This window comes from Desulfitobacterium nosdiversum (assembly GCF_049860565.1).
Lineage (GTDB): Bacteria > Bacillota > Desulfitobacteriia > Desulfitobacteriales > Desulfitobacteriaceae > Desulfitobacterium_A > Desulfitobacterium_A nosdiversum.
In genome coordinates this window covers 2,127,898-2,149,843 of sequence record NZ_CP172056.1, presented here as the reverse complement: position 1 = coordinate 2,149,843, position 21,946 = coordinate 2,127,898, and the positions used below count along the sequence as shown (strand labels likewise).

The 21,946-nt window shown below is 43.5% G+C and carries 24 protein-coding genes; 4 read left to right on the top strand and 20 right to left on the bottom strand.

Annotated features, from left to right (window positions below):
• Positions 1-20: 20 nt before the first annotated feature.
• From spoVAE to spoVAC, 3 genes are read right to left on the bottom strand one after another with little or no spacing between them, the layout of a single operon-like run.
• Positions 21-383, bottom strand: coding sequence for a stage V sporulation protein AE (gene spoVAE / locus ACHOLT_RS10295; RefSeq protein ID WP_425800312.1), 363 nt, complete (start codon positions 381-383; stop codon positions 21-23).
• Positions 384-399: 16 nt separating this feature from the next.
• Entirely contained in the window at positions 400-1,410 is a 1,011-nt protein-coding gene (gene spoVAD / locus ACHOLT_RS10290; protein ID WP_425800310.1) for a stage V sporulation protein AD, read from the bottom strand.
• A 41-nt stretch (positions 1,411-1,451) separates the two neighbouring features.
• Entirely contained in the window at positions 1,452-1,919 is a 468-nt protein-coding gene (gene spoVAC, locus ACHOLT_RS10285) for a stage V sporulation protein AC (RefSeq protein WP_425800308.1), read from the bottom strand.
• Between the two features lie 187 nt (positions 1,920-2,106).
• Here spoVAC and ACHOLT_RS10280 point away from each other — a divergent pair, with 187 nt between their 5' ends.
• From ACHOLT_RS10280 to sigF, 3 genes are read left to right on the top strand one after another with little or no spacing between them, the layout of a single operon-like run.
• Positions 2,107-2,451 carry an STAS domain-containing protein gene (locus ACHOLT_RS10280; protein WP_425800306.1) on the top strand — a complete coding sequence of 115 codons (345 nt, stop codon included), beginning with the start codon at positions 2,107-2,109 and terminating at the stop codon, positions 2,449-2,451.
• Positions 2,448-2,885, top strand: coding sequence for an anti-sigma F factor (gene spoIIAB, locus ACHOLT_RS10275; RefSeq protein WP_425800304.1), 438 nt, complete (start codon positions 2,448-2,450; stop codon positions 2,883-2,885). Before ACHOLT_RS10280 ends, spoIIAB begins: the two co-directional genes overlap by 4 nt.
• Positions 2,886-2,897: 12 nt before the next feature.
• A complete protein-coding gene (gene sigF, locus ACHOLT_RS10270; protein ID WP_425800302.1) occupies positions 2,898-3,686 on the top strand; it encodes an RNA polymerase sporulation sigma factor SigF in 789 nt (262 codons plus the stop codon).
• On the opposite strand, the gene ACHOLT_RS10265 is transcribed toward sigF, so the two are convergent.
• The 3 genes from ACHOLT_RS10265 to ACHOLT_RS10255 all read right to left on the bottom strand — a co-directional run bounded on the left by ACHOLT_RS10265 (position 3,687) and on the right by ACHOLT_RS10255 (position 7,606).
• Positions 3,687-4,853 (bottom strand): D-alanyl-D-alanine carboxypeptidase family protein, encoded by a 1,167-nt coding sequence (locus tag ACHOLT_RS10265; protein WP_425800300.1) that lies wholly within the window; start codon positions 4,851-4,853, stop codon positions 3,687-3,689. It lies immediately after the preceding gene.
• A gap of 183 nt (positions 4,854-5,036) precedes the next feature.
• Positions 5,037-5,891 carry a LytR/AlgR family response regulator transcription factor gene (locus tag ACHOLT_RS10260; RefSeq protein ID WP_425800298.1) on the bottom strand — a complete coding sequence of 285 codons (855 nt, stop codon included), beginning with the start codon at positions 5,889-5,891 and terminating at the stop codon, positions 5,037-5,039.
• A 17-nt stretch (positions 5,892-5,908) separates the two neighbouring features.
• Entirely contained in the window at positions 5,909-7,606 is a 1,698-nt protein-coding gene (locus ACHOLT_RS10255) for a LytS/YhcK type 5TM receptor domain-containing protein (protein WP_425800296.1), read from the bottom strand.
• Positions 7,607-7,808: 202 nt separating this feature from the next.
• Here ACHOLT_RS10255 and ACHOLT_RS10250 point away from each other — a divergent pair, with 202 nt between their 5' ends.
• Positions 7,809-9,242, top strand: coding sequence for an NAD(P)/FAD-dependent oxidoreductase (locus ACHOLT_RS10250; protein ID WP_425800294.1), 1,434 nt, complete (start codon positions 7,809-7,811; stop codon positions 9,240-9,242).
• A gap of 118 nt (positions 9,243-9,360) precedes the next feature.
• On the opposite strand, the gene ACHOLT_RS10245 is transcribed toward ACHOLT_RS10250, so the two are convergent.
• The 14 genes from ACHOLT_RS10245 to ACHOLT_RS10180 form a co-directional block, all read right to left on the bottom strand.
• Positions 9,361-9,840 carry a CoA-binding protein gene (locus ACHOLT_RS10245; protein WP_425800292.1) on the bottom strand — a complete coding sequence of 160 codons (480 nt, stop codon included), beginning with the start codon at positions 9,838-9,840 and terminating at the stop codon, positions 9,361-9,363.
• Positions 9,841-9,970: 130 nt separating this feature from the next.
• Positions 9,971-11,272: a pyrimidine-nucleoside phosphorylase gene (locus ACHOLT_RS10240; protein ID WP_425800290.1), complete on the bottom strand. Its 1,302-nt coding sequence runs from the start codon at positions 11,270-11,272 to the stop codon at positions 9,971-9,973.
• A gap of 91 nt (positions 11,273-11,363) precedes the next feature.
• Positions 11,364-12,197, bottom strand: coding sequence for a purine-nucleoside phosphorylase (locus ACHOLT_RS10235; RefSeq protein ID WP_425800288.1), 834 nt, complete (start codon positions 12,195-12,197; stop codon positions 11,364-11,366).
• A 116-nt stretch (positions 12,198-12,313) separates the two neighbouring features.
• Positions 12,314-13,489 carry a phosphopentomutase gene (locus ACHOLT_RS10230; RefSeq protein WP_425800286.1) on the bottom strand — a complete coding sequence of 392 codons (1,176 nt, stop codon included), beginning with the start codon at positions 13,487-13,489 and terminating at the stop codon, positions 12,314-12,316.
• A gap of 22 nt (positions 13,490-13,511) precedes the next feature.
• Entirely contained in the window at positions 13,512-14,480 is a 969-nt protein-coding gene (gene xerD, locus ACHOLT_RS10225; protein ID WP_425800284.1) for a site-specific tyrosine recombinase XerD, read from the bottom strand.
• 53 nt (positions 14,481-14,533) lie between these two features.
• The gene (locus ACHOLT_RS10220; RefSeq protein WP_425800282.1) at positions 14,534-14,761 is read right to left on the bottom strand and encodes a hypothetical protein; all 228 of its coding nucleotides are present in this window, start codon (positions 14,759-14,761) and stop codon (positions 14,534-14,536) included.
• Between the two features lie 63 nt (positions 14,762-14,824).
• On the bottom strand, positions 14,825-15,424 hold the full coding sequence (locus ACHOLT_RS10215; RefSeq protein ID WP_425800280.1) for a stage II sporulation protein M: 600 nt from the start codon (positions 15,422-15,424) through the stop codon (positions 14,825-14,827).
• A 369-nt stretch (positions 15,425-15,793) separates the two neighbouring features.
• On the bottom strand, positions 15,794-16,957 hold the full coding sequence (locus ACHOLT_RS10210; protein ID WP_425800278.1) for an endonuclease Q family protein: 1,164 nt from the start codon (positions 16,955-16,957) through the stop codon (positions 15,794-15,796).
• A complete protein-coding gene (locus ACHOLT_RS10205) occupies positions 16,954-17,505 on the bottom strand; it encodes an NUDIX domain-containing protein (protein WP_425800276.1) in 552 nt (183 codons plus the stop codon). The genes ACHOLT_RS10210 and ACHOLT_RS10205 overlap by 4 nt, the downstream gene beginning before the upstream one ends.
• Positions 17,506-17,629: 124 nt before the next feature.
• Positions 17,630-18,181: a 2-oxoacid:acceptor oxidoreductase family protein gene (locus ACHOLT_RS10200; protein ID WP_425800274.1), complete on the bottom strand. Its 552-nt coding sequence runs from the start codon at positions 18,179-18,181 to the stop codon at positions 17,630-17,632.
• Between the two features lie 4 nt (positions 18,182-18,185).
• On the bottom strand, positions 18,186-18,959 hold the full coding sequence (locus tag ACHOLT_RS10195; protein ID WP_425800272.1) for a thiamine pyrophosphate-dependent enzyme: 774 nt from the start codon (positions 18,957-18,959) through the stop codon (positions 18,186-18,188).
• Positions 18,956-20,017, bottom strand: a complete 1,062-nt coding sequence (locus ACHOLT_RS10190) for a 3-methyl-2-oxobutanoate dehydrogenase subunit VorB (RefSeq protein ID WP_425807831.1) — start codon at positions 20,015-20,017, stop codon at positions 18,956-18,958. Before ACHOLT_RS10190 ends, ACHOLT_RS10195 begins: the two co-directional genes overlap by 4 nt.
• A complete protein-coding gene (locus ACHOLT_RS10185; protein WP_425807829.1) occupies positions 20,014-20,232 on the bottom strand; it encodes a 4Fe-4S dicluster domain-containing protein in 219 nt (72 codons plus the stop codon). The genes ACHOLT_RS10190 and ACHOLT_RS10185 overlap by 4 nt, the downstream gene beginning before the upstream one ends.
• Before the next feature lie 229 nt (positions 20,233-20,461).
• Positions 20,462-21,916 carry a sigma-54 interaction domain-containing protein gene (locus tag ACHOLT_RS10180; protein WP_425807826.1) on the bottom strand — a complete coding sequence of 485 codons (1,455 nt, stop codon included), beginning with the start codon at positions 21,914-21,916 and terminating at the stop codon, positions 20,462-20,464.
• Between the last annotated feature and the right edge of the window lie 30 nt (positions 21,917-21,946).

Here is a 21,946-nt window from a genome sequence, read left to right as displayed (position 1 = left end):
TACTCAACGCTTACCCTCCTTTATCCTTTAGGATTAAAGGTAATCGATACGAGGTAACCAAAAAGTACAGCTGCCGCAATTCCTACGGCTGCTGCCTCAACGCCTCCGGAAAAAGCCCCGAGCAGCCCTCTTTTTCCAACCCCTTCAATTGCCCCTTTAGACAGGAGGTAGCCAAAACCCGAAAGCGGAACACTTGCCCCTGCTCCTGCAAACTTCACCAAAGGGCCATAAAGGCCGAGTGCTCCGAGAATAGCTCCTCCCGTTACATAGGTTACCAAAACATGAGCCGGCGTAAATGCGGGCTTTGTTAGGTCCATGAGAAGCTGCCCTATGACACATAGCAGTCCCCCCACCAAAAAAGCAGGAATAATTTGCTGAAACATTCGAACTCCACTCCTTTCAGGCTTCAATGACAACAGCATGCCCAATACACGGGATAGATTCCCCTTGTAAAGCGGATGTCGGGCTATGTAAAGAGCCGCTTCCAACAAGTAATACCCGTTGATATTGACCTGAGATCAGCTTTTGCATAATATCGCCTGCAAAAACAATGGAGGAGCAAGCACAGCCACTCCCGCCGGAATGAACATCCTGACTCGCTGGGTCAAAAATCAGAACTCCGCAATCATTAAATTGATTAGCCATTTCAATTCCGCTTCGTTTGAGAATCTCCTTTGAAAGCTGCAGACCCACATTGCCTAAGTCCCCCGTAACAATTAAATCGTAATCCGCAGGTTTTCGGTTAAAGTCTTGTAAATGATTCAAAATCGTATCGGATACAGCCGGGGCCATTGCCGCTCCCATATTATTGACATCCTTTTCACCATAATCGAGAACCCGGCCTATAGTGGCAGCAGTGATACGCGGTCCTTTCCCGGATTGAGCAAGAACTACACTTCCCGCTCCTGTTACCGTCCATTGTGCACTCATGGGTCTTTGGCTCCCATGTTCTGTCGGCAAGCGGAATTGCCGCTCTGCAGTGTCATGGTGACTGGAAACACCGACTAAAACATTTCGTGCAAATTGGCCGTCGATCAACATACTTCCTATCGCCATGCTTAAGGCCATCGTTGAACATGCACCGAATATACCAATAAAGGGGAAGCCCATTGTTCGAGCAGCAAAATTTGATGAAATAATTTGATTCAGCAAATCGCCAGCTAACATAAAATCAATTTCACTTTGCTGGAGGTTCGATTGCTTGAGTGCACCCTGCAATGCTTCTTCAAGCATTTTGCTTTCCGCAACCTCCCATGATTTATTTCCATTGATCGTATCCGGCCAAACTTTACTAAACGTCTTTCCCAGTGGTCCTTGCCCTTCTTTAGGACCGGCTACGGAATAGGATGAAAGAATGACCGGAGGATTTTCGAAAGTTACTGTTTGATTTCCTATGCGTTTTAGGTTCATTCCGATTTTCTTCCCCCATTTCATAATGTATTAAAGCAGCTTTAAAGCAGAAAGTAGTAAATAATCCCGATAATAATTGAGGTTGCTATTCCATAAACGAGAACAGGCCCTGCAATAGTAAAGAGACGTGCTCCTACACCTAGGACATACCCTTCGCGTTTAAACTCTAATGCGGGTGCAACAATTGAATTCGAAAATCCCGTAACAGGGACGATCGAACCAGCACCTCCATACTTACCTATCTCATCATAAATACCAAGCCCGGTGAGCAAAGCTCCAATCAGGATAAGTATCGCCGTTGCCGCTGAAGAAGCTTCTGTTCGAGGCAGACCTGCCACATTCAGCCCATTGATAATAAATTGACCGATAACACAGATCAGTCCGCCTACTACAAACGCACGGACAGAGTTTAAAAGGGCATTGGGTTTCGGAGTCATTTTCGTCGTCAAATTTTGGTATTCCTCAGGGGTAATATTCAGGTTGGGCGGCCTAAGACTTTTTCCTGGCAAAGCGATCTCTCCCTTCAAACACGGCTAAAATTAAAATTAATATATAGTTTTAACCTAAATGACTAATTTATTCAAAAGCCCGTCAACTTAAACGAGTTAACTGTGAAATTTTTCCATACGACGTGAAGGAAATTTCTGGATGCCGTCGAATTGAACAGAGAAAGAACTCGGATAGGAGGGAATCGGTTTGCAGATCGAGAAGAAAATAGAGCGTCAAACATTGTCCTTAAGTTTGGCTGGAGAACTTGATATGAGGACTTCAGAAGACCTTCGCCAAGCCATCGATACAGAAATCGATCGCCGCGGAATACGAACCGTTATTTTAGACCTTCATGACGTAACCTTCGTTGACAGTTCAGGCTTAGGTGTAATTTTAGGGCGGTATAAAAAGTTGATGCTGCTTGGGGGAAAAGTTATTATCAAACAGGTGCCTTCTCATATTTACAAGATCATGGAGTTATCAGGGTTACCGAAGATTATTCCCTTTGAGAATGGATCTTCTGATGAAGAAAGGAAGGGTAATGCCCAATGAAAAAAAATCAATTCGCACTTACCTTCAGCAGTACTGCTGAAAACGTCGGGATTGCACGGATGCTGATCGCTTCGATCGGAGCTCAACTTGACCTTTCACTGAACGATATTGAAGAACTAAAGGTTGTCATCTCTGAAGCCGTCTCCAATGCAATCATTCATGGTTATGGGAATAGGAGCGAGGAACTTGTCTCTTTGGATATCAAATATGATGAGGAAGCCTTACGAATCACTGTCCGTGATCGCGGATGCGGGATTTCCGACATTGAACAGGCAATGCAGCCAGCCTACAGCTCGGATCCTGAACGCATGGGACTAGGCTTTGTATTTATGCAATCCTTTATGGATGAATTAAATGTTGATTCTGTCGTTGCTCAAGGAACAACTGTAACAATGGTTAAGTACCTGAACAAAAATAACCCCTCCACGCATTAGGAGGGACGAAAAATGATTCAACGTTTAACAGAAATGAATCTTCCTCGTTTTCCTTTGCTTTCCGATGATGAAATGATGCGCCTTCTCCATGAGGCAAAGGAAGGAAATATCTCCTCCAGGGACAAGCTCGTTAATTGCAATCTGAAACTCATTTTCAACCTCGTTCAACGCTTTTCACACCGAGGCTATGAACTTGAAGATCTTTTTCAAATCGGCACAATAGGACTGATCAAGGCTATCGATAAGTTTGATTTTTCTTATGGGGTAAAATTCTCAACCTATGCCGTACCCATGATTATTGGCGAAATCCGGCGTTTTCTTCGAGATGATCATCCGATAAAGGTTCCGCGTTCCTATAAAGAGTTAGTTTATAAAGTAAATCGTACTCGAGAGAATCTATCATCGACTTTCGGACGTGAACCAACCATTGGTGAAATCGCTGAAGAAATCGGAGTAGAACGTGATGAGATTGTATCCGCTCTTGAGGCAGTTCAAAGTCCAGCCTCAATTCATGACACTCTTTATCAGGATGATTCTGATCCAATTTATATCTTGGATCAGCTTCCTATTGAAAAAGACCTCGAACCCAGTTGGTTTGAGAAAATTGCCCTAAAAGAAGTTCTCGATAAACTTCCTGAGCGGGAGAAAAAGGTTCTTCTCATGCGATTTTTTGAAGATAAAACGCAAAGCGAAATAGCTGCCCAGCTCAATCTCTCGCAAGTCCAAATCTCTCGAATTGAACGGGCAGCATTACACCACATCCGTCAGTTTCTTCAAGTCAACCCCGCTGATTCCAAATAATTAGAAGCCAAACACACCTTTTAAAGTACGGGTCATCTGCTGATACATTCCGGCTTTCGCTACCGCCTTTTCTGCAACAAGATTAGCTTGGCTTAAAAGTTCATTTTCACGGTAAAGCCGAATTTCCCCTAACTTTTGTCCTTGTTGAACGGGAGCCTCAACTTGCGGATCGAGTTTTGTTTCTGCCCATATATTTTTATCTTTACCTTTTTCTACGGTTACACCTAATGATTTTTCCGTTACAGCAACGACTTCGGCTTCCGTTCCCTTCCCTACTGTAACCACACCTTGTTTTTGGGCGGCAGGAGCAAATTCCTTGTGTGCATATTTCGCAAACCCGTAATTATAAATTTTCATAGACTCTGCAAAATGTCCCCGCACCTGCGGAACTCCCATAACCACAGCGATCAGGCGAAGCCCGTCCCGCTCTACGGTGGAAGCTAAGCAATATTTCGCTTCATTTGTCCATCCTGTTTTAAAGCCGTCGGCTCCCTGATACCACCAAAGAAGCTTATTCGTATTCCAAAGCTTGAACTTTCCATCGCGCAAATCGTATTCTTTGGTTGAGGTTAATTTCTTAACGAGCGGATATTTAAGTGCTTCACGGCCCATCAATGCTAAATCATAAGCACTGGTATAATGTCCTTCTGCCGGTAACCCATAAGCATTCGCAAAATGCGTATTTTTACAGCCTAATTCCTGTGCTTTTTTATTCATTTCGTTGACAAATGCTTCATGCGTTCCGCTGATATGTTCGGCCACAGCAACGCAGGCATCATTAGCAGAACCTACAGCGATTGAGATTAACATCTCTTCCAGAGAAAATGTCTCTCCGGGTTCAAGGTAGATTTGAGATCCCCCGAGCTTACAGGCATTTTCACTGGCCGTTACTTTATCCGTTAATTTAACTCTCCCGGAATTGACGGCGTCTGCTGCGACGAGCATGGTCATCAGCTTGGTTACACTTGCGGGAGGGAGTTCTTTATGGGGCTCTTTCTCATAGAGAATTTGGCCAGATTCAGCATCCATTAAAATCGCACTCGCTGCCTCAGTTTCTAGTTCCGCCGCTTGTGCCTGTGGTTTAACGGGAGCGGGCGCTGCCTGTACAATTCCGAAATTTCCTAATACCAACATTAACGTTAGCATTAAAGTCAGTTCTTTACGCATTCCTAATCCTCCTTGATAACTAAAATTTAACTACGTTTTCTTTATTATTCCCATAAAAGAAAATTCTATTGAAAAGGAAATACACATTCTATAATTAAGTCCAAACAAAAATATAAAAAGCACTCTGTTAAATTAAGTTTGACTTAACAGAGTGCTTTCTCTATTGAAAAGCTGAATTATTTTTTATAAACCTAATCTTTGGCGAAAATTTTTAACATAAGTTCTGCTCACAGGAATTTCATGACGATCTTTCATAATAAGATTGTACGTATTATTAAACCACGGAATTATCGATTCAATCCGATCGACATTGGCTAAGTAACTTTTATGAACCCTCAAAAAAGAATTGCCTAATATTCCTTCTAATTCACAAAGGGTATAGTTGGTTAAATAACTCTTTTGCTCGCTCACAATCCTAACAACTCGGTCTTCAATCGTGGCATAAAGGATTTCCGAACACGGAATTAAATAAATTCTCCCATTCTCTTCTATTTTTAATTTAGAAGGTGTCTGTTTTAAAGCATAATATATCATATCGAGTTTTTTTAAAAATTCTTCCGGTGTGCCCTCTTCTTTGATTTCCCCTTGAAGGTTATTGATTTCTAAAGCGTTCTCACTCTCTATTTTGCAGGTTTCTGCCTCCTGATCCGGAAGTGCGTCTTCAGGAGAATTTACTCCTTCTAAACGCTTCTGCAATCGGGTAATTGTCTCGGATAAGCGTTCCTCATGGATCGGTTTCAATAAATAATCAACAGCATTGACTTCAAATGCTTCAACCGCGTATTGATCAAAAGCTGTTGCGAATACAATAACAGGATTCAATTTTTCTATGAATAATTGCCGAGCAATGTCTACTCCTGAAGCATCCGGAAGTTGAATATCCAGGAAAAGTACATCAGGGTTGAGTTTTTTGACCTGAGCCATAACCTCTTCACCGCTGGCAGCCTCACCTACAATCTCTATTCCATCAATTTGCCTTAATAAAAAATTGAGTTCATCCCGTGCAGGTCGTTCGTCATCAGCGATCAATACTCTCATTATTCTCTTTGCCCCCTCTATTCCACTGAAAACTGCCTAGGAATGGTTAACGTAACGCAAGTTCCTTCGCCCTGTGTACTATCAATCGTAAAACAAGCCTGATCATGGTAAGCATACTTTAAGCGTTGGGCAACATTTTGAACCCCAATTCCAAGTCCAGTCGTGCTGATTTTAACCCCATTACGAAGCTGCTCTAATTTTTCCTTAGAAATTCCTACCCCATTATCTTTGACCTGAATAACTAAGTTCTCAGGTTCCAGCGATGCAAGTATTTGAATAACCCCTTGTCCTTTTCCAGGATAAACCCCATGTTTGAGAGCATTTTCCACGAGCGGCTGCAGTGTTAATCCTGGCAAGCGGCAGCTTAATGCTGTCTCTTCAATCTTTTCTTCTACCTTAAGTCGATCAGAAAAACGCGCTTGTTCAATAGCAAGATATGAACGGACATGTTCACATTCTTCCTGAAGGGTAACAAATTTATCACCACTCTGAAGATTTTTTCGAAAGAAGTCTCCTAACTGGATAAGAAGTTTTCGCGCCTTTTCCGCATCTGTACGGCAAAAGGAAACAATCGTGTTAATGGCATTAAAAAGGAAATGAGGATTGATTTGAGCCTGCAATGCTCTTAACTCGGCCTTGGCCACAAGTTGAGCACGTGCTTCAAGCTCCGCTACTTCAAGCTGCGTAGAGAATAACATCCCTAACCCGGCACCGAATTCCCAATCAACAGGACTAATCTTCTGACCGTGTTCCCGGTATATTTTCAGCGCTCCAATTATCTGGCTGCCCACTCTTAAGGGAACAACTAATGCAGCCGATAAAGGGCACTTCGGTTCTCTGCACCCAATTTCCTCACGAGACTCCGCTAACTTTAGCCCCCCTGATTCCAAAGCTAACCAAGTCGCTCTTGTTTGAATGACCATTCCGCTTTTATGGTGGTCGGAAGCCTTTCCAACGTGCGCTAATATTTTTTCACGGTCAGTTAATGCTACCGCGGCCATGTCCGTTTGATCAAAAATAATCTGAGCGACTTGTAAAGCCGTCTTTTCATTGAGACCTAAGCGTAAAATGGTAAGAGTTTGATTTGCAATCTGCAATGCTTTTTGCGCTTGCAAGGCTGCAATTTGCTCCTCTTCTTCCAAGGCTGTTTGAACCACTCCGATAAAGATAGAAATACCGATTCCGTTCATTGTAATCATTGGAAGCCCAATAACTTGAACTAAGTCCCATGCCTGCGTAAATGGCCGTGAAATCGCGAGAATGACTATCATTTGGATTATTTCTGCAACTATACCTACAATTAAGGACTGCTGCCATTTAATTCTCTTATGACGAAATTTAAGGCCGATATAACCGGCAAACAATCCTTCAATCATTGTCGCAACACCGCAAGACAGTGCTGTAAATCCCCCTAACAAAACCCTGTGAAGTCCGGCGACCAGACCTGCCCCAAGCCCCATTATAGGTCCGCCTAATAAACCTGCGGCAACAACTCCAACCACACGTGAATTGGCTAAAGCCCCTTTGATTTCAATCCCTGTATACGTTCCTGCAATTCCCATTGCTCCAAAAACGCAAATCAGCAGAACCATATCTTTTCGGCTTGCTTTGCCTCGTAAAGTTTTTTTAAAGGTTTTTGTTTTACTTACAAGATATGCCAGCGTTATAATTAAACTGGTATTTAAAGCCAGTCTCTCAAAAAGCAACCAGATCATGACCTTGCTCCTATCTTTTTACTTCTATATTGAGAATATCATGTTTTTCAGATTTGACAACATGGATCTCATAGTCGAATAATTTTATATATTTCTAAATTAATGTTCGGAAAATCTATTGTTTTTTTCTTATAGATAAGGTATAGTTTAGACGTTTGTGTATCTTACTGTTTTAATTGTATAAATTTACGGAGGTAGAATTATGAAAAATTATGATGTGATTATTGTTGGAGCCGGACCCGCAGGAATCTTCACTGCCTATGAACTGACGGCGCTTAATCCCGAGCTCTCTGTCCTTCTGGTGGAAAAAGGTCGTGACATCTATAAACGTTATTGTCCTATCCTGAAGAAGACGTTATCGAAATGTCCGCCTCCAACTGAAAAAAAAGAATATGCAGGCTGCATACCGGCATGTTCGATTACAAATGGTTTTGGCGGTGCCGGAGCCTATTCCGATGGCAAGTTTAATATTACTACGGAATTTGGGGGCTGGATGACCGAATATTTGTCACCTTCTGAAGTTTTAAAACTGATTCATTATGTTGATTCTATTAACTTGAGGCATGGTGCCCAATCCGAGCTGACTGACCCTACTACTCCTATGGTTAAGGAAATTGAACGGCGGGGCTTAGCCGCTGGTTTAAAACTGCTCCGTGCTCAAGTTCGCCATTTGGGAACCGAACAAAATCTCGAGATCATGAAAAGCATTTATAAACACCTAAAAACAAGAATTGACATGACTTTTGAAACTGAAGTCACGGATTTATTAACTCAGGAAGAAAACGGCAAACTCCAAATTACCGGTATCTTGGACGAAAACGGTCAGGAAATTCACGCTGCTTATGTTGTTCTTGTCCCAGGCCGGGATGGTTCAGAATGGTTAACCCGTATTTTCAGGAAACACAACCTTGAAATGACCAGCAATCAAGTCGATGTCGGTGTCCGTGTAGAAACTCTGGACACGATTATGGAGGATATTAACGAAAATTTATATGAAGGCAAATTTGTTTATCGGACTTCCGTAGGAACTTCAGTACGAAGTTTTTGCAGCAATCCCTCAGGGCATGTTGTTATTGAAAATCATAGCGGAGTTATGCTGGCCAACGGTCACGCGTTTAAGGATAAAAACCTAGGCAGCAACAATACAAACTTTGCCCTGCTTGTTTCCCATAACTTTTCCTATCCCTTCAATAAACCGAATGAATATGCGAAATCTATTTCTCGTCTTGCGAACGATCTTTCGAATGGCAGTGTTCTTCTTCAACGGTTTGGGGATATACTGAAAGGACGCCGTTCGACCGAAAAAAGGATTCGCGAAGGATTTATCGAGCCCACACTTAAAGAAGCCGTACCCGGGAACCTATGTCTTGCTCTCCCCTATACCACAATGCAAAGCATCATTGAGATGATTCAGGCTCTGGACCGTGTTACCCCGGGAATTGCTTCCGAGCACACCCTTCTTTACGGCGTCGAAGCCAAATTTTATTCTTCCCGCCCTAGGCTTACTTCAACGTTTGAAACTGAAATCTCCGGACTCTACGCCGGCGGCGATGGAGCCGGTGTTACACGCGGACTTGCCCAGGCAAGCGCTTGCGGCGTTGCTATAGCACGAGATATTATAAAGCGAATTCAGTAAATCATAAATACCTCGCGTACAGATAGATTTTTCTGTAACACGAGGCATTTTTATTATCTTTTATCTTATTATCTTGTTATTTTTATTTGTTATTCTTACAACTACTTAATTCCGAACATCAGTATTTCTTCTTAGGAACTTTGGCCGACTTCATGCCATGCCAGTAACAGGGATTGAAAAATGCAAACGGACGGGTGTAAACCTTATGCTTAAGGATGCACCCGCGAACAACTTGAATCCCCAAGGCATCCGCCTGCTCTTGATATTCCTGAGTCCAGTTTTGTTCCTGGAACCAGACGATCTTAGCGCCGCATTCTTGGACTTCGGAGATAAGATTAGGAAGCCGTTCTGCACGCAAACAGGAAACAACAACCTGAACTTTATCTTGAAGGGCAGCTAAATTAGGATAAACCTTAGACCCTTCAAGACGGGTAATCCCTTCTGCTACAGGAAAAACCGCACACCCAAATTCTTTAAGCGTTCGCCAAGCCTTCCATGCATGCTTATGCTTGTTAAAGCGATCGGCATCCCCAATTACAGCATAGCACTGGGCAGTATTCATATCTCCGGCTATTGTATAAATCTTCTTCTCACGCATTCCACCCACTCCTTAGCTCTCTTAATTAAGATACGTGAGTGGATTTTGTCTTATGAACAGAATCTCCTTTCATTTCACTCAACGAATTTGCATTCTATCATCATGAGGAATGAATTTAGAGTATAGCCTTCTAGCGAATAACTTTATAAATATAGGTTATCGGCTTTGGCTTTGCATTTGTAAAAGAGTAAGCTTTTCGGCAAACTTCACTCGCTTCCTCCCACGTTTTCCTATTCGTGTGCAAAACACAAAGCACATCCCCTGTATTTACATCATCACCAACCTTTTTGACCATCGTTACGCCTGCTGAGAAATCAATTTGATCTTCCTTCTTTTCTCTTCCTGCACCCAGCAGCATAGCCGTTATCCCTATGCTTTCTGCATCAATGGCAGAAACATATCCAGACTCCGAAGCTTTAACCTCAATGTGGTATTTACTTTGGGGCAGTTTATGAGGAGCATCAACCACTTCCGGATTGCCTCCTTGAATTCGGATCAACTCTTTAAACTTTTCAACGGCTGATCCCGCTTTTAGGATCTGACTCAGTTTAAGGTAAGCAGAATCAAAATTATTAAATGCTCCGCCTAAAACAGCCATATAAGAGGCTAAGGTTAAAACAACTGTTGTCTCATCCTCTGCACCCTTTCCTCGCAATATCTCAATAGTCTCTTTTACTTCATTGGCATTCCCTACTTCATGTCCAAGTGGCTGACTCATATCTGTAACCACTGCTATCGTTTTTCGATTTAATGATTTACCGATTTCAACCATAGTCTCGGCTAATTCAATCGCTTGGTCCACCGACTTCATAAAGGCTCCTGAACCCACTTTAACATCAAGCACAATACAATCCGCGCCGGAGGCAATTTTTTTGCTCATAATACTGCTGGCAATTAAAGGGATGCTGTCTACAGTAGCGGTTACATCTCTGAGCGCATAGATCTTCTTATCGGCGGGAGTTAAATTAGAGCTCTGCCCGACAATTGCCATTTTGTATGTGTTGACATTCTGAATAAACGTTTCTGGATCAAGTACGGTTTGAAAGCCTTCAATGGATTCGAGCTTATCAATCGTTCCGCCGGTATGGCCTAAACCGCGGCCGGACATTTTAGCCACAGGTATTCCTAAAGAAGCCACTAAAGGAATGATCACAAGGCTAAGCTTATCTCCTACTCCGCCAGAAGAATGCTTATCCACTTTTATTCCTTGAATTGCTGACAAGTCATTTTGGTCACCGGAATTGACGAAGGCAAGAGTCAGGTCAGCGGTTTCCCGTTTATTCATGCCTTGGAAGTAAACCGCCATTAAAAAGGCGGACATCTGATAGTCAGGAATTTCGTCATTTACATAACCTTGTACCAGGAAGTCAATCTCATCTTTTGTTAACACTTCACCGCGTTTTTTCTTTTGAATAAGGTCAACCGCTCTCAAAAAACCACCTCTCCCTTGACAGTCCAGAAACTTGATAGCTTGCAAATTAGTAATCTTAGATAATATAAAAAGTCTTAGGTCATTTCAAATTCTATAGAATTCTTACCAAAGCCTGGACAAAGCGAATAAACTGCTTTTCAATCCGTTCAGCTGTTTCCATAACCTCTGCATGACTTAAACGCTGCGGAAGAATCCCTACAGCCATATTCGTTACACACAAAATCCCAAGAACACGCATCCCGCCATGGTTTGTAGCAATCACTTCAGGCACAGTCGACATACCTACAAGATCAGCACCTACGGTTCGAAGATAACGGATCTCTGCAGGCGTTTCATAGCTAGGACCACTCATCGCCGCATAAACGCCTTCCTGCGGATGAATCCCGATCTCGCGGGCTACGGTTAAGGCTTTTTGTCTCCATTCCAAATCATACCCTTCGCTGAGATCAGGAAAACGCGGGCCTAAGTTTGAGTGATTAGCTCCCCGAAGCGGATTTTCACCCATAAAATTCAGATGATCCTTAATCAAAACTAAATCACCGGGACGGTAAGAGGAATTAATGCCTCCCGAGGCATTGGTGACAATTAATCCAGTAACACCAAGAACTTGCATAACACGGATGGGAAAGGTCACTTCCTGCATAGAATAGCCCTCATAATAATGAAAACGTCCTTGCATTGCAACAACCGGCTTTCCGTTGACCTTGCCAAAAACAAGCTCTCCCTTATGCCCTTCAACCGTTGAGACCGGAAAATGAGGGATATCACGATAAGGAATCGAAACCGCTTCTTCCATAACCTCGGCAAATCCGCCGAGCCCTGAACCAAGAACGATCCCCATTTCAGGTTGATTATTCACTTTTTCCATGAGAAAATGCCGAACTTCAGCAAGTTTGGCAGCATAATCCTTTTCAGTAATCGCCATTCCGATTAACCTCCTTCGAAAACTCGTATCTTAACGTCTTACTCTTTAAGCTCCTTATATTCTTAAACTTATTAGTTTCTTAACTTCAAACTTATTAGTTTCTTAACTTCAAACTTCTAACTTTTTACGATATCCGCCAGAAAACTTTTACCATGAGGAATTCTTGATGTCTTTAGATATTCGGCGACAGTTTGTCCCAGATCAGAAAAGCTGCTGCGAACACCGAGATTGACACCTCTTTGAAGTTCCTGTCCATAAACGAGAAGAGGGACATATTCTCTTGAGTGATCCGTACTTGGGGTCGTAGGATCACAGCCATGATCAGCCGTAATAATCAAGATATCCTCTTTATTTAAACAAGCTAATATTTCAGGCAGCCGGGCATCAAACTCTTCCAAAGCCTGAGCATACCCTTTGACATTATTGCGATGACCAAAAAGCATATCGAAATCCACGAGATTGGTCATGATCAGACCGCTTTTTTCCTCCTTTAGGTAGAGAAGCGTCTTATCCACTCCCTCTTGATTTCCTGTTGTTAAGACAAACTCAGTTACCCCGTGCCCATAATAGATATCCTTGATTTTACCGACCGCCATTACATTTAAGCCCGCCTCTTGAACATAATCCAAGAGAATTTTATGAGGAGGCTCGATCGCAAAATCATGACGATGGCTTGTCCGGTAATAATTTCCCGGTTCTCCTAAGAAAGGACGGGCAATAACACGACCGACCCTCATATCTCCATCCAGCATCTGACGGGCCGTTTCGCAGAATTGCATGAGTTCGGCAAGCGGAATAACCTCTTCATGTGCGGCAACCTGGAAAACAGAATCGGCCGAAGTATAAACGATCGGTCGTCCCGTTTTAACATGTTCTTCACCTAAGCGTTGAATTATTTCTGTGCCGGAAGCCACTTCATTTCCTAAAACGCGGCGTCCGATTTTCTCTTCAAAAGCTTGTATAAATTCCTGGGGAAACCCTTTCGGAAACGTCGGAAACGCTTTTTCCAGAATGACGCCTGCGATTTCCCAGTGCCCCGTAGTCGTATCTTTTCCTGGAGAAGCTTCGGCCATTTTCCCATAGCACGCCTGTGGATTGTCTGTAGGCTCTACGCCTTGAATCGGCGCTATGTTTCCAAGTCCTAAGGCTTGAAGGTTGGGTAAATTCAAACCATTCATGGCCTTTGCTATGTTGCCGAGCGTATTGCTCCCTTGATCACCATACTCCAAAGCATCCGGCATCTCACCGATGCCTACACTATCTAAGACAATAAGAATTGCTCTTTTAGCCAAATTTTTTACCTCCTGCCTAACTCTAATCAGCACGCGGGTGTGCCTTCCTAAAGACCTCGATTAAATGTTGACGTGAAACATGAGTATAAATCTGAGTTGTCGAAATATCCGCATGGCCCAGCAACTCTTGCACCGAACGCAAGTCAGCTCCGTGATCCAGCATATGCGTAGCGAAACTATGCCTCATCAGATGGGGATATACGTTCTCCCTTACTCCATGTTTCTGAGCCCATTTTTTAAGGATCTCCCAAATTCCTTGTCGGGTCAGGTTTTTCCCGCGTAGATTTAAAAACAGAATATCCGATTTTTTATCTTCTAAAAGAAAAGGTCTTGCCTCCTGCAGGTATTTTTTTAAAGCTTGTTCGGCAGGCTCTCCTAAAGGGACAATACGCTCTTTATTTCCCTTTCCGCGGCAGCGCAAGTATCCGGTCTCCGAGGTAAAGTCCTTCAAGGTTAAGCCAACGACTTCCGATACTCGCAAGCCGCTACTATAAAACACCTCCAAAATTGCCCGATCGCGAAGCAAAAGTACTCTTTCTCTTTCTGTTTCCCTGCCTTCTCTTTTAGCATCTTTTTCTTCCGAACTATTTTCTTTAGCCTGATCCTCGGAAGATGTACTCGCCAATAGTTTGTCCATTAGATTCTCAGACAACACATGAGGAAGATTTTGTTCCAGCTTTGGAGGGCTTAAATATTCCGTCGGATCCTTTTCTCTTATCCGTTCCAGCAGGAGAAACGAAAAAAACCCCCTCATCGTTGCGAGATAGCGGGCAAGTGAACGCGCAGACTTGCCTTGCTTTTTCTCCTGAACAAGGAACAGGAAGAGATCATTCCCTTCGCAGTTTCCAAAATCCTTAGTCCTCGCGTGCAAAAACTTATGTAATTTCTTAAGATCACGTTCATAGCTAAGCCGTGTATTTACTGAGAGTCCACGCTCAACATTAAGGTAGGTTAAATACTTACGAAGCCAAGTTAAATCCTGAAGCTCCATTTTATCCCCTCCCTTAATCGTCTACTTCTACATGGGAAGGCCTTTTTCCTGCGTTATTTACGCTGTTGCGAATTGGGAAACAGCTGAAGGACATAGCGGCTCCAATAAGGTTCTTCAACCCGCATTGGATTTCCGCTGGGCTTACGCTCATCTTGCCCCCGCGCGGAAATCCATGTACTGCAAACACTGACAAGTTTGGGCAGCAACACCGCAAGCAAAATGAGAAAGATCATAATCCGTGCAATTGAAGCGAAAAACTCAGGCCAACTTTTTCTAGGCATACGCTCCCCTCCCCTAAAACGTATGCTCTCACGGATTGTCTCTATGTTATTTTCTGCGAATCGCTAAAGATTTAGGAATTTTACTCCCAGAAGAGAAAAATATCCTTGCGACAGCCCTACGGCAATCGAGCCTAAGGATATTAAAATGGTAGCCAAGGAGTAATAGAAGAACTCGCGGCGTAAGGATTCGCCTGCCGTTTTCCCTCTAAGGAGGAGAAACGAGAAAATCGTTGCTATTCCGGCGCCCAGAAGCAAAAGCGGAATACCGGCAACCGCAGGAAGTAAAACCGAAATGAGAATTAACCCCAATCCCCATAATCCTTTTACGCCAATAATAAAACTTATCGTAAAGCCGAATACAAAACCACGGATAAATATGATCAAATAAATTAACGGAGTTCCGATAACGGTGAGCCCAAGCAGCCAAATACCTGCCATAATAATAAATTGTTCACGCGCAAGCTGCATCAAAAAACTGGAATCCAAAGTCGTTGGCTGACTCGTCAAAAGCTTATCCAGAAATTGAATAAGCTGAGTGCTTTCAGTCCCGCTTAAAGCCCCAACGCCAATAGCCCCAAAAACGATCCCAGCTAAATATACCCCCGTCAGCGTCAAATAAATGACCCAATATTGAAGAATATGTTCCTTAAGCAATCTGCGCATCTGGATTCCCCCTAATCTAACGAAACACTATTTACATCTTATAAGGCTTTATAAATAACTAAAAAAGGCCCGTAAGCGTAGCTTCTCGCACAGCAGTGAACGATTTCGCGGAGGGGCGATAAAGGAAACTTGGTTTGTGTTGAGGAACGAAACGCAAACCTTAGTTGACTTATCCTCGAAGGGGATAAGGAGTACGATGCTTTCGTTGGTTAGCGAAGCCACCGGTTCACTTCAGGTATTACCTAGAGGTTTGGCGAAGCTCCGACGAAAGCAAGTACGCCAGCCCCGAAGCGCTGAGAGAGCTGATGTGCGAGAAGCTACACGACCCAGAATTTCATAATTAGACCTTAGTAAGATGTATTCGTCAGATTAGGAAAGTATGTCCACTACCCGACCATAAACTCCTCCCCCGCCTTCTTGAAAAACAAGGTTACCTTCACGCGAGCCTAAAATCCATTGAGTTACTTTTTCTCCCGCAACCTGAACCAAATCATCTTTTGATGCATGGTGTAAAACAGCCATCTCTGTTCCGAATACGTCAAGCAACCGCTTATACATCCTAGGCCCGATGCCAGGCAGGCTGCTGAGCGGGACCTGATAAACATATCGGGAATCCGGAGTATGGATAAGCTCTCGATCGGCAATCGAGACTAAACGATCCATAACACCCGTTACGACCTTTTGGCTTCCACACCGCGGACAACTTAGTACAGGAGGCCGGCCTTCCACAATTTTTTCGCAAACTAAACAATACGTCCGGTGATATTTTCCAACCTTAGGAGGGAGTCCATAGTTCGCGATTACATGCCCTTGCTTTTCATACACTAATTTTGAAAGTCCTGCAAAGGAATTCTCTGTCAACTCTAATAAATTATATTCCCGGGCAATTTTGGGCAGGGAATGAGCATCTGAATTACTGAAAAGTGTAACGTGTTCAAGCTCCGATAAACTTCTGGCCATTTGGCGATCCGCGCTCAATCCGATTTCTAAGGCAGGCGGTAAGCCCGGTAAAACTTCAAACAGGGATGTACAGCAGTTCCCATAGATTCCTTTATGAGGAGTAAACGCATGGGCAGGCAGCCAAATCCCTTTTCCAAGGGCGACAGCCTCCAACCACTTCTCGATCCGGACATAAGCCTTCTGAGAGCTTAGCTGCCAATTTTTAACGTAAGGTTTCAGTTCAGATATATATCGTTCCATATTATCCAAGGAAGAAAAATAAGCAAGGAGATGTGCTGTTCCGTCTCCTACGCTTAGTTCCTGTTCGACTCCCGGGATTATGGTAAGGTTTCCTGAACGGTAACCGCCCCCCTCTAAAAGTTCAAGCTCACCCTCTTGCAGTAATGCTTTAAAATCATGCCGAACCCCATTGGATTGTGCATCAATGATTCCAATCATCGATAATCCTTTTACATCACGGGCGACACGAATAATTTGAGGTAAAGTTAAAGATCTGGCCGCAGTGATTTTTACAGCTTTACCGTTTAAACTTTGTCCAATATGAATATGCAAGTCGGCAAATGCTTTTATCACTCTTTTTTCCCTGCCAGCATCAAAATTCCTAAAGTTGTTTTAGCATCGCTGAAATTCCCATTCTTAGCTTGCCGGAGTGCATCCGTCCAAGAAATTCGTTCTACACTTAAAAACTCATCATCGTCTGCAGTTAAAGGAGCCCAAATCAATTCTTCAGCGCTAAATAGGTGCACTATTTCATCCGAAAACCCAGGGGTTGAATAGAATTTTCCAATATAATCAAGTCTTCCCCGATACCCCGTCTCTTCACGAAGTTCTCTTTGAGCGCAAATTTCCGGAGTCTCTCCAGGTTCGAGCTTACCGGCAGGGATTTCTAAGGTTTCCTGATCGATGGGGTAACGATATTGTTTAACTAATAACAGATCGTCTCCTGCCAAAGCTACAATAGCCACAGCTCCAGGATGACGTACGACCTCACGCGTCGCTTCCGCTCCATTAGGTAAACGAACAGTATCCCGATTGATATGCAGCAACCGTCCCTTAAAAACAGTCTCCTGACTTAAACCTTCTTCGCGTAAATTCAGTGGTGTAGCATTTTTCTGAGCCATATTTAAATCCCCCTTTGGCCAATTTCGCATTACTTTTAAACTCTACCTTCCCAGTATAATGTATAGACGCCAAAAAAGAAAAGCTGGCAAATGCCAGCTTTTCTTTATGCGCAAAGATTTATGATTATTTTACGTTTTCACGGGCGATTTCTACGCCTAGCTCCAATGCCTCTCGGTTCATAGGAAGAAGATTGTGCCGATATTCCGGAAGAACTTTTTTAAGGGCCTGAATGACGCTGTCAAGACTAACCACCCGAGTTAATTCAAGGTATGCTCCAAGAATAATCATATTTGCTACCCGAGTGCTTCCAAATTTCTCTATCGCCAAATCCTCTGAAGGTATTTTGATCACTTTAATATCCTGACGTTGAGGGGCTGCGTCAATTAAGGAAGAATTGATGAAAAGCAGACCGCCCGGCTGCAGTTTATTTTCAAATTTATCGAGTGAAGGACGGTTCAAAACAATGATTGAGTTAGGCTCACTGATTACCGGAGAACTAATTGGACGATCAGAAACTGTCACAGAACAATTGGCGGTTCCTCCCCGCATTTCTGGTCCATAGGAAGGCAGCCAGCTAACCTGTTTATCCTCAAACATCCCGGCATAGGCCAAAAGCTGTCCCATAGACATAACCCCTTGTCCGCCAAAACCGGCTATAATGAGTTCCTGCAGCATTCCCTCATCCCTCCCCTGCAAGACCCAGGGAATTCTGGGTCGGTGTAGCGTTCTTTTTTTCTCCAAGAGGATAATAAGGAATCATATTTTTTTCTACCCATTTCAAAGCCTCTTCCGGCTTCATACTCCAGTTCGTCGGGCAGGTGGAGAGAACCTCTACCAAAGCAAATCCCTCTCCAGCAAGCTGCACTTCAAAAGCTTTTTTAATTGCCTTTTTCGCTTTAGCCACTTCTTGAGGATTATGCACGGAAACTCGGGTAATATAAGCCGCTCCATCTAAAGTTGCTAGAATTTCAGACATCCTGATGGGATAACCCTGGACCTGCGGATCACGGCCTTTTGGTGCAGTTGTCGCTTCCTGGCCGATTAAGGTCGTCGGAGCCATCTGTCCGCCTGTCATTCCATAAATTGCATTATTGACAAAGATTGTGGTAAATTTTTCACCGCGTGCAGCCGCATGAATAATCTCCGCTGTACCGATAGCTGCCAAATCGCCATCTCCTTGGTACGTAAAAACAACTTTATCGGGATGAACCCGTTTTACCCCTGTTGCAACCGCAGGTGCACGACCATGTGATGCCTCAACCATATCTACATTGAAATAATTATAGGCTAAAACCGAGCAGCCAACCGAAGCAACACCAATCGTATCCTCACGGACACCTAACTCATCAATAACTTCTGCAACTAATCGATGAATAATACCATGTGCACATCCAGGACAATAATGGGTTTTTAGAGGAGTTAAAGCTTCGGGATAATCAAAAACTGTAATCATGATACTCCTCCTTCCTTCACAAGGCGCTTAATCTCGTTCCCAACCTCACGCGGCGTGGGAATCATTCCGCCTACTCTACCGTATAGATACACAGGAACTTTAAATTCCAGATGGTAGCGAACATCTTCGACAAGCTGTCCCAAACTCATTTCTACGGTTAGAACTTGTTGGGCATTCTTGCAAGCTTCTTGAATTTCTTGATGGGGGAAGGGATAGAGAGTAATCGGTCGGAATAAGCCTGCCTTGATTCCGGACTCACGGGCTTGATCGACTGCCGCTTTTGCTATACGAGCTGAAGAACCATAACCCACCAGAACGATATCCGCATCGTCAGTGAGATACGATTCTGCCATAGTTTCTTTATCCTGGATTTTCTGATATTTTTCCTGCAGCCGATAGTTGTGTTGTTCCAGTTTTGATGCCTCTAGATATAAAGAATTGATAAGATTTGGGGTTCTGCCCTTTGATCCCTTTAATGCCCATGGTTTTTCAGGCGCAACGGCTTCCTTTTCCGGCAGTTCTACTGCTTCCATCATTTGCCCCAGAACACCATCTCCAAGGATCATGACAGGATTCCGATATTCATCCGCTAAATCAAAGGCTTTACCCATTAAATCTACAGCTTCCTGAATCGTCGCAGGTGCGAGTACGATCAAGTGATAATCGCCATGTCCGCCTCCCTTGACAGCTTGGAAATAATCGGCTTGCCCCGGTTGAATGCTTCCGAGTCCCGGGCCTCCGCGCTGCATATTAACAATTACACATGGGAGTTCTGAGCCCGCTATATAACTAATCCCTTCTTGCTTTAAGCTGATTCCCGGAGAGGAGGAAGAAGTCATAACCCGAGCGCCTGCTGCTGCTGCGCCATAAACCATATTGATAGCAGCAACCTCAGATTCTGCTTGGATAAACACTCCGCCGACTTCGGGAAGACGCCAGGCTAAGTACTGAGGAATTTCATTTTGCGGTGTGATCGGATAACCGAAAAAATAACGGCACCCTGCTTTTACTGCGGCTTCTGCTAAAGCTTCATTACCTTTCATTAAGACCTTGGTCATGCTCTTTTCTCCTCCTTTCGTACGGTAATAACAACATCTGGGCACATACGTGCACAAAATGCACATGAGATACACGATTCCTGATCTACAACAGTTGCCGGATGATAACCCATCCCATTTAGGTGATCTGCAAGAGCGATAAGATGTTTCGGACAAAAAACGACACAAAGTCCGCATCCCTTGCATCGTTCTTCTTGAAACTCAACTTTCTTCATTGCCGCCGCCTCCTCTCGTGTAATATCATTAATGCAAATATTGCAAATTGAATGCCAAATCAGTCATTTAAGGTCCGTTTAGGATTGTATACTTAAAGACTCGCTTTACAGTAAACAGAGCAGTCTTTTTCCGTTCTGCCTCAAAGTTCTTAAGCTTATTTAAAGCCGACAAAAGCATGCAATTTTTTGCAGACAATGCAAAAAGATGCTTGCAATATTTTGCAAGCATCTAATCATTAAGTCCATGACGTTCCAGCTTATAATACAGATTTCTTAAAGATATCTTTAACACCTGTGCCGCCTTTGTCTTATTTCCGCCCGTTTTTTGTATAACATCGATAAGCAACTCGCGCTCCCATTTTCGCTGCAATCCTTCAAACCCTTCTTCATAAATCGTTTCCGCATGAGAATCTATTTTGTACGACTCTCTGGCTTCCGGGCTTTTTAAAGCACGTCCGTTTTGATGATTGATCAAATCCAGGGCCGGCAGATGATAGGGTTCAATCACTGTTTCTCCGCGTTTCATATTTATAATGGCTCGTCCAAGAACATTTTCCAGCTCACGAACATTTCCAGGCCAAGAATATTGCTCTAAGACATGAAGTGATTGCTCCGCAATTTTTTCAACGTTTCTTCCGTAGTCTTGGTTGAACCTGCGGAGAAGATGATCCGCCAATAAGGGAATATCTGAGCGGCGTTGACGCAAAGGCGGTATGACAATGGGAATTACATTTAAACGGTAATATAAATCTTCACGGAATTTACCCCGGCGGATCTTTTCCTCAAGATTTACGTGCGTTGCGGCAATAACCCGAACATTAACGGGAATAGGATGATTGTCACCTACCCGGATCAGTTCTTTTTCTTGTAATACCCGAAGTAATTTAACTTGAAGCTTTAAACTGATACTACCGATTTCATCGAGAAAAAGCGTGCCGCCGTTTGCTTCTTCAAACAATCCGATTTTCCCGCCGCGCCGTGCTCCTGTAAAGGCACCGTCAACATATCCGAAAAGCTCACTTTCAAGGAGATTTTCAGAAAGTGCAGCACAGTTTACGCGTATAAACTGTCCCTTTTGCCTTTCACTCAAATGATGAATGGCATGAGCAAAAAGCTCTTTGCCCGTTCCACTCTCTCCTCTGAGGAGAACGGTAGCCGGTATTTGAGCTGCATTTTGAGCCTGCTCGATCGCTTCCCGTATTTCTTGGCTTTCACCCATGATATCTTTAAAAGTATATTTTGCCTCTAGATGACGGATAAGGCGTTTTGCTCCTTCAAGTTCTTCTGAAAGCTTTCGAATTTCTGAAAGATCATGAATAACTCCGACAGATCCCACTAATTTGCCTTCAACTCTAATCGGAGCGACATTGACAACAACCTCGCGGCGTTTGGGACCAACTTTCATCGAGACTCCCTTAACCGCTTTACCAGTCTTTAAAACTTGCATATGCATACTGCTTCCATCAGCTATATCAACAGTGGGGGGTTTTCCTATAACATCCTCTGCCGTTAGCCCTGTTAACCGGGTATACGCCGGATTAATGAGGATTTCTATTCCCTGGTCGTCCACAACTGAAATCGCATCTTGTGTGGAATTAATGATCACCGATAATAACTCAGCGTTAATGACCTGGGTCGCTTTTTCATCATTTCTGATCAACTTACCGACACGTTCCAGAGTCATTCCACTCCCCGCCTCTCAGTAGCTTTTATA